We start from the raw sequence: 13,781 nt of genomic DNA, 5'->3' as shown, positions 1-13,781 counted from the left end.
GAGAACCCCGTCCGGCTCGGACCGGCCAGGCTCAGACGGTTGGCACAGTGCCGCCGTCGATGACGTACTCCGCGCCCACAATGGATGAGGCTCGGTCCGACACGAGGAAGCCGACCAGGTCCGCGACCTCTTCCGTCGTTGCGAACCTTCCGATCGGAACCCCTCCGAGGGAATCCATCAGGCTCTGCTCCGCCTCTTCGCGGGTCAGTCCGTTGCCCTTGGCGAGCTGGTCGACGAAGCCCGCGTACGCTCCGGTCCGAATCCCCCCGGGGCTGACGGCGTTTACTCGCACGCCTCGTGGGGCGAGTCCGTTTGCGAGACCCTTGCTGTACGTACGCAGGGCCCCCTTCGCTGACGCGTACGGCAGCGTCGCGTCGTGCAGCGGCATCTGACGCTGAATCGACGTGACGTGGACAACTACTCCTGATCCCGCCTCCACCATTGCCGGCAGCAGCGCTCGATCCAGTCGGACAGCTCCCAAGAAGTTCAGGTTGAGTTCCGCCAGCCAGTGCTCCTCAGTCGCTGCAGCGAATCCGCCAGGCGGGGTCGACGACCCTCCGACAACGTGCACCAGGATATCCAGCGCACCTCCCTCACAAATCTTGGACGCTACAACCTCTACACCGCCCACCGTGGAAGTGTCCGCTTCGATGAACCGGTCCGGGCGCTCGTAGCCGCCGGGCATAGTGCGTGCCGTGGTCCACACGTCGGCACCCATCTCTCGCAGTCTCTCTACGACGGCCTTGCCCGAGCCCTTTGAACCGCCCGTGACCAGCGCCCGGCGACCGTTGAGACGATCACGATCTGAACTAGACATTTTTCTCCACTGACGATTGAGGTGGTGTGGGATCGGTCAGGCCGGGTGGTTGGCGATGACGAGTTCGGCGATGAGGTCGTCCCGCAGCGCGAACCGGTAGTCGAGCTCGGCGACGCCTCCCGGGAAGGTGCCTTCGAGCCGCACGGTTACCACCCAGTGGGTGTCATCGACGCGGTGAGCTCCGATCTGCTCGGTCGTGTATTCGAACTCGGCCCCGGCGTCCCGCAGGAATGCGTAGGTCTCCTCCCGGCCGCGGAAGGTCTCGTCCTGGTCGACGATCACCGCGTCCTCGGCGAGGAACGACGAGGCGGTGTCGGCGTCGCGGACGATGTGGGCGCCCAAGAACTGGCGCACGGCGGTCGGGAGTAGATCGGACGGAAGATCGGTGTGCTGTGTCATGAGCCCACCGTGTGATCTCGCGGCGCGGGAGGGTCAAGCCGTGGACTCTCCCCTGGGGGGAACGTTCAGAATGAGGGGATGCTGACCATTGGCGAGTTCTCGCGGCTGACCCACCTGAGCGTGCGGACCCTGCGCCGGTATCACGGGGCGGCCCTGCTGGAACCTGCCGTGGTGGATGAGACCACCGGTTACCGCTACTACGGCGTCGATCAAATCCCGACCGCGCAGGTCATCCACCGGCTCCGCGAGCTCGACGTCCCCCTGAGCGATGTGCAGCGAATCCTGCGGACCCCTGACCCCGGTGTCCGGGCGGCGCTGGTCGCGGAGCACCTGCAACGCCTCGAGGATGCGCTCGACCGCACCCGGGCCGCAGTCGTGTCGCTGCGCCGCCTGCTGCGGCCCGATCCCGCGCCCATCGACGTCGAGCTGCGTGCGGAGCCCGCACGGACGGTCGCGGCGGTGGAGGCCGTAGTCGGGCATCGCGACATCGAGACCTGGTACGCAGGCGCGATGGCTGAATTGGAGGCGGCCGTCGTCGGCGACGTGACCGGTCCGCCGGGCGGCAGCTACGACAACGCCCTCTTCGAGCAGGAGCGCGGTCACGCGCTCGTCTATCTGCCGTCCGCTGCGCCACCTCGCACCGGACGCGTGCACCCCGTGAGTCTGCCGGCCGCGGAACTTGCGGTCACCACCCATGTCGGCGAGCACGACGGCATCGAGGTCACATACGGCGAACTCGGGACGTGGGTGGTGGAGAACGCGATGTCGGTGGCCGGGCCGGTGCGGGAGGTCTACGTCGTCGGCCCCCGTGACACGAGCGATCCCGCTGCGTGGCGCACCGAGATCGGCTGGCCGGTCTTCCGTGTCACCTGAGGCGGTCAGTGCGGTGCGGAGTCTTGGAACGACAGGGCGCACACGTTGAGCTTCGCGCTCTCACGAGTTGGAGCACCGATGCTTGATCAAATAGGCAGAGAAGGCTCCTGAACTGCAACGACTAGGGGGCTGGGGGTCGCGCACTCGGACAAGGAGGACGCCGCACCCACCTGGAAGCGAACTTACGGCCACCACCCGCTGATGGGGTTCGTCGACCAGGGGCCGGGCGGCACCGGTGAGCCGGTCGCGGCTCTGCTCAGACCGGGAAACGCGGGCTCGAACACGGCGGACGACCCCGTCACCACCACCCAACCGGCCTTGGCTCAGCTGCCGAAGGAGTACCGGCGCGGCCGCCGGACCCTGATCCGCACCGACTCCGCCGGCGGCACCCACGCCTTCGTCGCCTGGCTCGCCCAGCGGGGACAGCCCTTACTCCGTCGGCATGATCGTCAACGAGCAGATCCACAGCCACGTGGTGAAGGTTCCGGCATCCGCCTGGAGGCCGACGGTCGAGATCGGCGGCGGGATCCGCGACGGCGCCTGGGTCACCGAACCCACTGGCGACGTCCCGACCGGCTGGCCGAAGGGGATGCGGCTGATCGTCCGCAAGGAACGACCGCACCCCGGGGCCCAGTTGCGGATCAGCGATGCGGACGGCCTGCGGCTGACGTGCTTTGCCACCGACACCACCGTCCTCGCCCTCGTCGATACGCGCTGATGCCCTCGGGTGATGCCCTCGACGAGGGTGAGGAACAGGGACCTCGAGCCGGCCCCCGGCATTCTCCGGCCGGCGGGGTCACGGAACAGCCGTGCGGCAGGCATGGACGGGAGTGACGTGTTCCACCACCGGAAAACGTGTCTCGTTTCCGCATGCCCGAATGCGTACGGATTACGGCCGCTCCGGCTCACCGGCCTGCATCCGAGAACTCCACATGCGGGTGACGCGCTTTCGTGCTGTTCTCGAAAAAGGTGAAATCGATCCGACAGGAGAGAGCGATGGACAGGTGGAAGTGCATCAGGCAGGGGAGCGAATACCACGACCGGATCGTCGAGGTCACCGTTTCGGGAGATCCCGCCCATCTGAAAGTGGAACTGACGGAGAACGTCGCGCCTCCCACGAGGGGGATGAAAGCCACTCTCGACGCCGGATACGACGACGGCGCATTGGTCATCAAAACGATCACGGCACAGCCCGAGGGGGAGCGCCTGGGAACTCTACTCGTCCACCTGGGCGCACAGATCGCAGTGACATCCCGGAATGTCACACAGATACGGGTCGACCTGGCAGCCATGGAACCGGGCGCGGTGGGCCTGTACCGGAGGATCGGACTGCGGCCGGACTCTGTCGAGCTCAATCGAATCACGGAATTGCCTCCCTGGAAGGACAAGGGAATCGATGAGAGGTTTTCGCAGGCGGTGTGGCAGGAGAAGCTCATGGACAGTCTTCTCTGGGATCTCGGGGACGGAAGGACGGCACTACCGAGGGCGCTTGCCGATGGTTGCGCTTCGGACGGTGGTCCGAGTGCTCGGGAACAGGAGGCCGTGGCGAACATCCGGAATGCCACGCAGATACCGGGTCTCCAGGAATGGGTCGATCCGAGTAATTCGACGGCGTTCACCGTGGAACGGTTCGCATGGGCGTACAAGGCGGCCATCATGACCGCCCCCTTGGCAGGGAGCATCGGCGAGGCCCTGGAACGCTCGCGGCAGGCAGTTGCATCCGCGTGGGAGAAGGTGGGCTGATACCGATGCCGACCGGCGACGTCTCGCGGCACGGGGTTCATCCGCGGATCGCGGAGGGCCGGGCCGGACGGGCGGAAATCCGCCGCGCGGTGGGAGCGGGACCCCTGGGCCCGGGCCCGGTTCCCTTGCGCAGGGCGCGCTGCCGCGCGGCTGCCCTGTCCTGGATGATCTCGGTACAGATCTCGCAGTCCTCGCCGGTCCGCCACAGGTACCCGGCCTCGCAGTCGTAGTGGCCGCAGCCCCAGCGCGGCAGGGCCACCCCGAGCAGCCACCGGCCCGGGTCGCGGATGTCGCAGAGCATCACTCGGGCCAGCCTGGTGGTCAGCCTGTGCTGCAGCCGCTCGGGAGAGGTGCCCGCGCGCAGCTGGCGGCCCACTTCGCGAGCGATCTCCCGCACGGTGAAGTCGTTGTCCACCCGCTCCAGAAGTACGTGCACCGGCCGGAGTACGGCGTGGATCTGCGCGCTCATCGCCAGGGGCGGACCCGTGTACGGGGGCTTGGGCCCCTGCCCGCCGCGGTGCCCCGCCCGGGGGCGGGTGGGCCGGGCGTCCCCACCGGTGCCGTGGGCGCCACCGCCGTCACCTTCCGGTCGTGGCGGCTCGGAGGCTGCCGGCTTTTCCACAGGTCCAGGGCCCTTGACCACGGGTACCTCGCCTACGGCGGGTGAGACAGGTGCGCGCGCGTCATCGGGTGAGTCAGTTCTAGGTGATTCCCTTTTCGCGAGGGATCCCTCGTCAACCGGGGAACCCGATCCCTCACCTGCTTGGGGTCCGGACGCCCCCACAGAAGCACTGTCCACAGCCGTCTCCACGGCGGCGCCCCACGGTCCGGGGTCCGCCGGGCGGGCCTCCGGGGCGATGTCGTGAACGACGTACCGGTGGCGTCCCCGCTCCCCGGCCCGCCGCTGCACCGTCACCCACCGAGCCGACTCCACCTCGTCCACCACGCGCGAGGCCGCCGTCACCGACAGCGCCCGGCCCGCCTTCCTCCCCGAGTGGTGCCGTAGCCCGGACGCCAGTTCCGCCGTCGTCGGCGCGATGCCCCGAGCCTGCGCGTACGCGAGCAGCGCGTACGCTCGCAGCTGCCGGGGGGTGAGATCCTCCGCGGTCGCCACCGGCAACCACACGAACGCCTCGTCACGGGACATCGAGCGCACCGACCGCACCGCGGACCGGCCCCGCCCGCCCGGCAGCGTACGGCGCCGGGAGCGCAGCTCCACCACACCGTCCGGTCCCGGCCGGCTCAGCTGCGTCATCGCCCGTTCCACCGACGCCCTCGACAGACCCAGGTACGAGGCGATCGTCTCCGTCCTGGCCTGGCATCCCTCCGGCCGCAGCCCCAACGCCTTCACCTTCACGTACACAGCCAGCACCACGTCCTGGTAGTGCGCCGACGCCACCAGGCGCATGGGCACCCGCACCCGCTGCCGCCGGAGCGGCGCAGTCGTGACGGGCTTCCCGTCCGTCCGCGAGGCGGTGGTCGCCACCGCTGCCGCGCTCATCGGAGGCCGTCGACGGCCGGGAGAAGGGCGGCGTGGTCCCCTGTGGGGCAGGTGCTGAGGAAGGGGGTCCAGTTCGGTCTGCCGCCCCGGGGGCCTTCCGCGGCCGGTGCCGTCGACGACATCGGCGGGCCCCCGGGATCCCCTCTCCGGGGACCCTGAAGGCCCTTGAACCAGCTCGGAACGGATGGGGTCGAGCGGTCCGCAAGAGTCGATCTTGTTCACCGGGGCGGGACACCTGCTTCCGTGGATCGTCTCCAGCCGCGTGAGAGGGCCGGAGTCCGGGCCCGGCTCCGGTCGAGCGGTCCGGGGTGGGAGAAGGTTCAGCGGAGTCACCCCCAGGTACCGGCGGCGTCATCGCTGGAGAGGTACGGGCCCGGGGAGCCCGGACAGGAGGAGCGGGGGCGGCAGAACCGGCCGGGTGGTGGACGGCGACGGCAACGCCGTGTCGCGTCACCTCGGTCGGTGAGTCCCGTCGGTGGGCCTGATCCACGGGCGCCGCAGCGTGACGGGCCTGCGGGGGCGCGGTCCTCGGGCTCCGCAGGCGGCCGGGCGACGCGGCCGGCGGCGGGCCGCCCGCACCGGTGCGGACAGGCGGGCATGCGGCATACGGACATGCGGACGGGGATCCCTCACGATCCACGCTGAGTCGTCCGCCCGCGTCGGCTGCCGTTTTTTGACAGGGCACGGCGGTCCTGAGCGGACGGGAAGCGATCGATGCGGCGCGCGGAGGGGGATGTCCGGCTGTCGATCAGCGGGCCACCCTCCCTCCGTGCTGCCATCGAGAGGCTCGTGGACAGCACCCGATGGGCCACCTCGCCAGGGGCCGCGAGATTCCGCGGTGCCGTGATCCGGTCGGAGGGCCCGTGCGCCGGTGCGGATGGCGGAGTGCCCGACCGGCGACTGCCAGCTGGGTCAGGAGCTGCGTCACGAGCGGCGTCACGTCCGGGGGACGACGCACAGGACTGTGTGGTGGCTTCCTGGCAGGAGGCCACCACACGAATCCGGCGAGAAAGTCGTTCATGGGCGCCGGCCGACGTCGTCGGTCATCAGCCGGGCTGGCTGGCAACCCGCAGAGGGGCGAGTGACGACTGCTGGACGGCGGGGTGGAACCTGTTGAAGATCTTGGTCGCCTCGTCGAGTGCCGCGCCCAGTTCCAGGTCGCTGAGCTTCATGGACTCGAGTTGGTGGGCGTAGAGGTTGAGGAACGTGTTGAACTTGACCGCATTGAGATCCACGGTCGACTTGACTGCCACAAAGGCGCTGACCTTCTCCATCAGCGTCTGGACACCCTTGGCCTCCACATTGAGCTGCCAGGCAAGGATGTCGAGGCGGACGATGGACATGCCCTCGGACAGCACGTAGTACTTCTTCATGCTGACGTCAGAAGCGCCGGCATTTCCCAGGAAGACCGACAGGCTGTCATTGACAAGGCCTGCAACCCCGGACAGGATGTTTTCCTTGCTGCCGCTGCAGAAGCTCTTGAGGGCTTTTCCGACGGCGTCGCCGATCGCAGTATTCGCCTTGCTGCTGTAGGCGTGCGTTTCCGTCGTCCAGTCGATGACCGCCTCGACCGGGAGGGTCTGGTTCTCCGGACTTCCCGCAGTGCGCAGGGCGTCCTTGATCTGCGTCTCGAAGAAATCCGCCTTCGCGGAGGCGAGCTGAGCGAGGGCGTTGACCAAGTGCTTCTGGTCGTCCTTGTCGGCGGTTTCGGGTCCGAGATTCTTGACGACTTCTCGTACTGCACCCATGAGGGTTCCTTCCTTCAGGCATGCGTGAGCATGCGGAGGTGACGATCGAGATCTGGTTCCCCCTCCTCCAGAAACTCGGTATCGCCACCGTAGGAGGCACCCACTTCACTGACAAATCGAGACGACGGGGCTGCATAAAATATCCGGGCCGGGCATCCAGCATTCCACCGCGCAGCAAATTGCTATTATTGAGCCCTGCTTCGTCGAGGCGCCTCCTCTTCCGTTGACGCGTCCGCTTCCTCGAAAAAGAATCGGTGTAAATAACTGCAGACGACGGGGCAGGGGAGAACGTGCTCGGCTGCGCGCCGCGGGTGGGTGAAAACAGGATCCGGCAGGGAGCGCTCGCCCCTCAAGGACGACGGGTCACGGGCGGGCCGCCGCCGAACTTCCGGGCCGCCCGCCGGCGGGGGAGCGAACAGACGGGGGAGCCAACGGGGCGGGCGGCTCGGTGGGGTGCGGGTCAGGATGTGATCAGGGTGCGAGCCCGACGGTCCTGCCGGGCAGCCCTCCGGCTCCGGCGTCCTCCTGTTCGGCGGCCGGCTCGGTCACCGGGCCGTGGCGGTGACGCCCACCCCGAGCGTGCCGGTATCCACCTGGGCGACCAGCTCGGGCGGCCGGGCGTCGTCGCTGCGGACACCCCCCGCAACTCCCGCTGTGCACGCCCGGGCAGGCCCCTCCGGAATCGGCCCGGCTGTGCCGAGGCGATCCCGCCGACGCCGACGTAGTCCGTCAGCTGTGCGATGTCGTCCGGGGAGAGGCACACAGGGTTCACCACGACGTGGAACGGCCCCGCCCATGGCGGTCGGCCCGCGCGGAGGCCGAAGGGGCCGACGCCCCCGGTCAGCGCTGTAGCTCTGCAGGCGGTCGGCGTGCTGCGGCGCGTCCACTCCACCGCGGTCACGTGGGCCACCGCACCGTCGGCGCGTTCCTCTGCGAGGCTGCCACCGGGCCTCCGCCCCGTGGACCAGGACGGCCTGACCGGGCTTCAGTCCGCCGAATTCGTGGACCGGCCTGCCGGGCCGTCAGGCCGGAGCAGCGCCGAGCCGGCCGTGGCGGACACCCCGGACGGTCTGCGGTGGCCGCAGCCGGCCGGCGTGCGGGACCACGCTCTACGGCTGGAGGTCGCGCTGGTACCACGTGCCCGGCTTGCCGCCGAGATCGGCCGGGGCGGCAGGGCCGACCGGGACGAACCCGGCCTTGTCCAGGACTCTCCGGGAGGCGGCGTTGTCGTGGGAGGCGGCCGCCCGCAGAGTGCGCAGACCGTACGTCGCTGTCGCCGTCCGGCACAGCTCCCGGACGGTCGCGGTCGCCACCCCGCAGCCGGCGACCCGCTCCGCGACCCGGTAGCCGAGTCCGGCGGTGCCGTCCTCCATGTCGTACAGGTTGAACCTGCCGAGCACCGAGCCGTCCTCGGCGACGAGCACGTGGAAGGCGCAGACGCCGGCCTCCTGCTCGGCCAGCAAGGCGTCGTACCGGTCGGTGAACTGCTCGAAGAAGCCGTCGCCGCGGTCGGAGATCGAGGCAGCGAAGTAGGTGCGGTTCGCCAGCTCGAAGGCCAGGACCGCCGGGGCGAGGTCGGCATGCAGCAGCTTCAGCTCGGGCATTGCCCGACTCTACTCGGACCGTGTACCGAGGTCACCTGGGTTTCCACCGATGTCGGACCGCCCGGGGAGCCGGGGCACATAAGAGCTCGTAACACGATCATGTTCGGGTCTTCTTGAGGCGTCGGTAGCAGATGAGGCTGCAGGCGAGGGAGATGAAGGCGTCGTGGAGTTCGGTGCGGCGTTCCCAGCGGACGACGAGTCGTTTGAAGTGGTGGAGCAGGGCGAAGGTCTGCTCGACGACGTATCGCAGCTTGCCGATGCCCTTGATGTTCGGCGATCCCTTGCGGGAGATGACGGGCAGGATTCGTCGGCGACGGAGCTCGTCGCGGTGAGCGTTGGAGTCGTAGCCTTTGTCGCCGAGCAGGGCCTCTGGTCGTCGGCGGGGTCGGCCGGGTCGGCCTGCGACGGGTGGGATGCCGTCGACCAGGGCGAGGGTTTGGGTGACGTCGTTGACGTTGGCAGCGGTGGTGATGACCTTGAGCGGGGTGCCGCGTCCGTCGCAGATCAGGTGGTGTTTGCTGCCCGTTTTCCGCCGGTCGACCGGCGACGGACCGGTGTCGGCGCCCCCTTTTTCGCGCGGATGTGAGAACCGTCCACACACGCACGTGACCAGTCGAGTTCACCAGCCGCATTCAGCTCGGCGAGCAAGACCCGATGCAACTGGTCGAAGACCCCTGCCCTCTGCCACCGGTCCAGCCGGCGCCAGCACGTTTGCCCCGAGCCGAACCCCAGCTCCAACGGCAAGAGTTGCCAGGCTATGTCGTTGTAGAGGACGAACAGGATGCCCTGGAGGCAGAGCCGGTCCGACACCGGCCTCGGCCCCGGCGAGCGCTCCGGCCACGGCGGCAGTAACGGCTCGATCAGAGCCCACAACTCATCGTCCACAATCCACGGTCGAGTACCCACACCCTCACGAACGGCCGAATCGTCACACCGGTAACGCCCCACCAGCCAACATCAACAAGATCGTGTTACGAGCTCTAAGAGGGGTTCGCGTTACCACAATTGGCCCTTGAGTTTTCACAGATAACAGCAGTCACCCGGAAAGCACACTTTCAGGCACGAACTCCGATGACCACGGATGACAAAGTCCGAAAACCGTGAACAGGCTACTGTTATTCTGACACGAGATCCGGGTGAACTTCCGGGCGTAGTACCGGAAAATCCATACTGGGGCCATGAACGCCCCTTCAGGTGACGCACGTACCGTCGTGGACAATTTTCTCGGAACCCTCACCGGTGGGAGCACGCAAGCACAGCGGCGAACCTACCTTTACGAGTATCTCGATTTCCTCGAATCCGCGATGCCGCGAGAAAATGGAACTCCTGTCGACGCTCTCCTCGACCAGGGGAACATCAGGGCCTGGCTGGCTGCTGCCTACCGGGGCGACACCCGTCGGCGAGGCAGCAGCTCGAACGCCCCCCACGCCATGGCCGCGGCCAACTCCATGGCCGCCCGGGTCTCGACCATCAATACGTTCTCCGCCTTCTGCGGAATGCCCCTGCAGTTACCGCGCCCCAAATCCGAACCGGCCGACCGGCTCAGCCCCGTGGAAGCGCATCGGGTGGTCCGTCTGCTCGCCGCCCATCCGCCGCCTCGTATGGCGGCCGCCACGTGGGAACGCTCGGTGGCCGTCGTCGCCCTTGCCGTGTGTACCCATCACGGCCTGGCGGACCTGCACGCGATGCGATTGGGCGACGTCGAGTTGGCGTACCCGCTCTCGCGCGCCTGTGTCTCCGGTGAGTGGTATCCCCTGGACGCCTTCTCCAGCAACGTCATCACCAGGTGGCTGGTCACCCGCCGGAGGCTGACCTCGGACGGGCACGGTGATTCCCCGGTGAACAGCCTCTGGGTCACGATCAGTGTCGGCCTTCGTCGGGGCCACCGACAGGTGACCGAGAGCGGGCTGCCCGCGACGTTGCGTACGCTCGCAGCGGCCCACCGAAATCTGACGCAGAACGTCCTCGGCCATCCTGTCCGGCTGGAGCAATTCTGCTCCGGGCGCGTGATCGGCGCAGGTACGTCATAACCGGGTAATGAATGGTGACAGCCGTTCACCGTTCGGGGCCGACAGCTCGGCCCCGATGCAGTGATTCGCCCGCACTGAGGGTGATCTCGGAGGTTCGACGAAGAAGGACCACAGTGCAGCAGTTGCCCGGATTGTTTTCGCCGAGGTGCATTCCTCTAGGGTTCAAGCGTCACGCACAGAAATAACAGTTGTGCTGCCCACCCTCGCAGCGGAACTTTACGCACCGGCGCGTGCGTCGTGTTGTCACGAACAGGGGACTGCGTATTCCCTGTCTCCATGCACGAAATCGAGAAGGACACTGCGAAGAAGAATTTCCCCGAAGAGTTCCGTTTCGGGCGGCATCGCTTGCACCGGTCTTCTGTGGGGGCCCTTTCCGTCGCGGGGCTCAGCCTCCTGGTGGCGAGCTTCTCCCTGTGGCAGTCGGCGGCTGCCAGGGACGATGCCGCGGAGACCAGGCTGTGTGCCAACGTGGCAGCGAAGCTCGACGCCCTCAGCGGTACACGGGGGGCTGCGGAGCGCGGCCTGAACGAGGTCCCCTCGAGAGAGGAAGCCTTGAAACTCAGGGCGGAGCTTTCCGTGGCGAAGGCCGAACTGTCGGCACAGACGCGGGTGAAGAACTGTCTGGGAAAGCAGGAGCAGCACCGGACCGAGGCCACCATCGACATCGTCAACGACGCTCTGCGAGCGCTGGGCAGTCTGGCGACATCCGCACCGGTGGCAAGCCCACCCAGCCCCTCTTCGGCACCCGGCCCCTCCGCGGCCCCGAGCCCTTCCTCGGCACCCGCCCCCAGTCCTCCTGCGGCGGCACCCGGCCCGTCTCCGGCACCTGATCTACCGGCGTCACCGGGCCGGAGAAGCTGACGAACCGCCGGCGGACAACAGCGGACGCGCCGCCCTCACGCACTCGGCCCGCCGGGAGTCGATCACCGCTCGGGAGCACCGGCCCGGTGTCCGACGGCCGGCGGGTTCGCGGTGCCGAGCGGGTGCGTCCCCGTCGTCGGCGTGAACAACGCGTCGCCGTCGTCGAGCAGGCGCACCGGGCGCACGGCACGGGCGTCGTCGTACGTCGTGCCGGCCAGGTTCCCGCAGCAGCGGAAGCTCCCTCACAGAACGGGCGCCGCGACGCCTTCCTCGCCCCTCCCGCGCTCCGGGCTCGCCCCGAGAGCCGTCAGCGTCACCCCGGCTGCCACCGCCAGCGCCGCCACCAGCCCCGCCGCGAGTACCGCCCAGTGACCCAGGAACGTACAGAGGACCACCAGCAGCGCCGCGGCAGGCAGCACCGACTGCTGGGCGATCCCCACCTTGTAGAAACGGGAGTGCAGGGCCCAGACCGTGAGCAGGAACAGCGCTGCCGGCAGCGTCACCGCCGCCGACGCGCACAGCGCCGAGAGGTGCGCCGTGCCCACCGCGTGCTCCACCGCCACCTCCAGGCCGGCCCCGATCGCGGCTCCCGAGACGAAGATCAGGTAATGGCCGTAGCCCCAGAGGAAGGACTGCCGGTTGGAGCGGAGGTGCCCGTGGATGGGGACCGCGAAGTACACCCACCAGGCGGCGAAGATGATCAGCAGTCCGCCGGCGGCTATGGGCAGCAACTCACCCAGGGCCTCGTGCTCGTCGATGCCCGATTTCACGGCGACGGTCGCCGCCGCGATGGTCTCGCCGAGCACGATGAGCGTGAGCAGCCCGTACCGTTCGGCGATGTGGTGGGGGTGCCAGGGCGTGGGGTGGGCGCGCTCCGCATACAGCGGTACGGCCATCTCCAGCAGCGCCATCACCAGGAAGACCCACGGGCGGCCGGCCTCCGGCAGGACCAGTAGCCCCAGCCAGCCGATCTGGCACAGCCCGACGGCGTACCGCAGCGCCATCGTCCGCTCGGGGCCCTGGCTCGACCGCGCCACGCGTAGCCACTGCGCCGTCATGGCGAGTCGCATGATCACATAGCCCAGGACGACGACCAGGTACGCGTGCTCCTCGAACGCCTGGGAGACGCCTGCCGTCAGGACGAGCACGCCCGCCATCTGGATCAGCGTGACGATCCGGTACAGCACGTCGTCGTTGTCGTAAGCCGAGGCGAACCACGTGAAGTTCATCCACGCCCACCAGAGGGCGAAGAAGATCATCAAGTAGTTGAGGACCCCCTCGCCCGTGTGTCCCCCGACCACGGCGTGCACCAACTGGGCGCCTGCCTGGGCTATGGCCACGATGAAGCACAGGTCGAAGAAGAGCTCCAGTGAGGAGACGCCGCGGTGGGTCTCGTCGCGGCCTCGCGCCGTGAGTCTGCGCAGAGGTCTGCGGTGGGCGGGCGCCGCGGAGCGCACCGGCGGCGGAGGCGGGCTGCTTGTCATCTGCTGAGCCAAGCTCCGAAATGCCGCTGCAGTCGGGGATTGATCTGCCAGACCATCGCCGCTGCCGCTGCCGGGACGAGTACAGCGAGTCGCACCGGCAGGTACAGATCCTCCAGAACAGGGTTCGTGGCCAGGCCCAGCAGGACGATGGTGGGGTAGATACCGCACACGGTGAGGAGCCACAGCTTCCAACGCCGGACGGCGGCCGGAACGGTGGGGCCGGGCCGGGGTTCGGCGTTCGGGGACGCGTTCCGGCTCTGCTCCCGGAGCGTGTGCCGGATGTCTGTCACTGCCGGTGGGCTCGGCAGTCCAGGATCGTCGGCACCGTAGGCATGGGAAACACTTCTCTCGTTCATGGACCACTCCACTTCGAAATGCTGCGTCGTTCTGATTCCCTCGGTTCCTGCGCGACCGAGGCGATGTTGGCGCTGCGTGATGGGCTGCCCACGCGCAACAGCGGCAGCAGTTGCCGGGGGTGAGCAGCACAGGGCTCAGATGGTTCACCGCCGGCCGCTGCTGGTATCCCGTCTGCTGACGTGCTCGGGATGGTGTCGTTCCAGGTGAAGCACCCCACCCGCGTTGTCGACCAGCACGTCGAGGCGATCGTGCCGTGCCGCCACTTCGGCCGCGAGTCGCAGGGTCTCAGCCGGAGCGGACAGGTCGGCGATGTATTGCTCGGCCCCGAAACGCTGTGCGATCGGCACCGGTCGCTGCGGGGCAC

Annotated in this window: 13 protein-coding genes and 1 pseudogene; 5 read left to right on the top strand and 9 right to left on the bottom strand. The window is 68.3% G+C overall.

All coding sequences use genetic code 11. The annotated features are described in order from the left end of the window. Window positions 1–31: 31 nt before the first annotated feature. Together BA175_RS24405 and BA175_RS24400 are read right to left on the bottom strand one after the other, a co-directional pair. Window positions 32–817: an SDR family oxidoreductase gene (locus BA175_RS24405; RefSeq protein ID WP_079159765.1), complete on the bottom strand. Its 786-nt coding sequence runs from the start codon at window positions 815–817 to the stop codon at window positions 32–34. Window positions 818–853: 36 nt separating this feature from the next. Continuing rightward, a complete protein-coding gene (locus tag BA175_RS24400; RefSeq protein WP_069173618.1) occupies window positions 854–1,216 on the bottom strand; it encodes a nuclear transport factor 2 family protein in 363 nt (120 codons plus the stop codon). A gap of 78 nt (window positions 1,217–1,294) precedes the next feature. On the opposite strand from BA175_RS24400, the gene BA175_RS24395 reads away from it, so the two are divergent. From BA175_RS24395 to BA175_RS24385, 3 genes and pseudogenes are all read left to right on the top strand, one after another. Beyond that, the gene (locus tag BA175_RS24395; RefSeq protein ID WP_069173617.1) at window positions 1,295–2,089 is read left to right on the top strand and encodes a MerR family transcriptional regulator; all 795 of its coding nucleotides are present in this window, start codon (window positions 1,295–1,297) and stop codon (window positions 2,087–2,089) included. Window positions 2,090–2,218: 129 nt separating this feature from the next. After that, window positions 2,219–2,780: pseudogene (locus BA175_RS24390) on the top strand (transposase); the annotation flags it as partial. A 305-nt stretch (window positions 2,781–3,085) separates the two neighbouring features. Beyond that, window positions 3,086–3,832: a hypothetical protein gene (locus BA175_RS24385; protein ID WP_069173616.1), complete on the top strand. Its 747-nt coding sequence runs from the start codon at window positions 3,086–3,088 to the stop codon at window positions 3,830–3,832. A 37-nt stretch (window positions 3,833–3,869) separates the two neighbouring features. On the opposite strand, the gene BA175_RS31455 is transcribed toward BA175_RS24385, so the two are convergent. The 4 genes from BA175_RS31455 to BA175_RS30120 form a co-directional block, all read right to left on the bottom strand. Next, the gene (locus BA175_RS31455; protein ID WP_217493233.1) at window positions 3,870–5,333 is read right to left on the bottom strand and encodes a hypothetical protein; all 1,464 of its coding nucleotides are present in this window, start codon (window positions 5,331–5,333) and stop codon (window positions 3,870–3,872) included. Window positions 5,334–6,379: 1,046 nt separating this feature from the next. Further along, the gene (locus BA175_RS24370; RefSeq protein ID WP_069173613.1) at window positions 6,380–7,081 is read right to left on the bottom strand and encodes a hypothetical protein; all 702 of its coding nucleotides are present in this window, start codon (window positions 7,079–7,081) and stop codon (window positions 6,380–6,382) included. 1,109 nt (window positions 7,082–8,190) lie between these two features. Then, window positions 8,191–8,685 (bottom strand): GNAT family N-acetyltransferase, encoded by a 495-nt coding sequence (locus BA175_RS24365; RefSeq protein ID WP_069173612.1) that lies wholly within the window; start codon window positions 8,683–8,685, stop codon window positions 8,191–8,193. A 97-nt stretch (window positions 8,686–8,782) separates the two neighbouring features. Then, window positions 8,783–9,573, bottom strand: a protein-coding gene (locus BA175_RS30120) for an IS5 family transposase (RefSeq protein ID WP_438947378.1) whose coding sequence is annotated in 2 segments (ribosomal slippage) — window positions 8,783–9,256 and window positions 9,259–9,573 — 789 coding nt in all. Because the reading frame shifts where the segments join, the coding sequence is not laid out codon by codon here. A gap of 290 nt (window positions 9,574–9,863) precedes the next feature. Between BA175_RS30120 and BA175_RS30945 the strand changes: the two genes are divergently transcribed. Together BA175_RS30945 and BA175_RS30940 are read left to right on the top strand one after the other, a co-directional pair. After that, entirely contained in the window at window positions 9,864–10,715 is an 852-nt protein-coding gene (locus tag BA175_RS30945) for a hypothetical protein (protein ID WP_139131411.1), read from the top strand. Window positions 10,716–10,991: 276 nt separating this feature from the next. After that, window positions 10,992–11,576, top strand: coding sequence for a hypothetical protein (locus tag BA175_RS30940; protein WP_139131410.1), 585 nt, complete (start codon window positions 10,992–10,994; stop codon window positions 11,574–11,576). A 242-nt stretch (window positions 11,577–11,818) separates the two neighbouring features. On the opposite strand, the gene BA175_RS24350 is transcribed toward BA175_RS30940, so the two are convergent. The 3 genes from BA175_RS24350 to BA175_RS30705 all read right to left on the bottom strand — a co-directional run bounded on the left by BA175_RS24350 (window position 11,819) and on the right by BA175_RS30705 (window position 13,764). Then, the gene (locus BA175_RS24350; protein ID WP_069173610.1) at window positions 11,819–13,060 is read right to left on the bottom strand and encodes a low temperature requirement protein A; all 1,242 of its coding nucleotides are present in this window, start codon (window positions 13,058–13,060) and stop codon (window positions 11,819–11,821) included. After that, a complete protein-coding gene (locus BA175_RS24345; protein ID WP_217493232.1) occupies window positions 13,057–13,350 on the bottom strand; it encodes a hypothetical protein in 294 nt (97 codons plus the stop codon). The genes BA175_RS24350 and BA175_RS24345 overlap by 4 nt, the downstream gene beginning before the upstream one ends. 210 nt (window positions 13,351–13,560) lie before the next feature. Continuing rightward, the gene (locus tag BA175_RS30705) at window positions 13,561–13,764 is read right to left on the bottom strand and encodes a hypothetical protein (protein WP_069173609.1); all 204 of its coding nucleotides are present in this window, start codon (window positions 13,762–13,764) and stop codon (window positions 13,561–13,563) included. Between the last annotated feature and the right edge of the window lie 17 nt (window positions 13,765–13,781).

It is taken from the genome of Streptomyces griseus (assembly GCF_001715295.1).
GTDB classification, from domain to species: Bacteria; Actinomycetota; Actinomycetes; order Streptomycetales; family Streptomycetaceae; genus Streptomyces; species Streptomyces griseus_G.
This window is presented reverse-complemented; position numbering and strand designations above follow the sequence as displayed.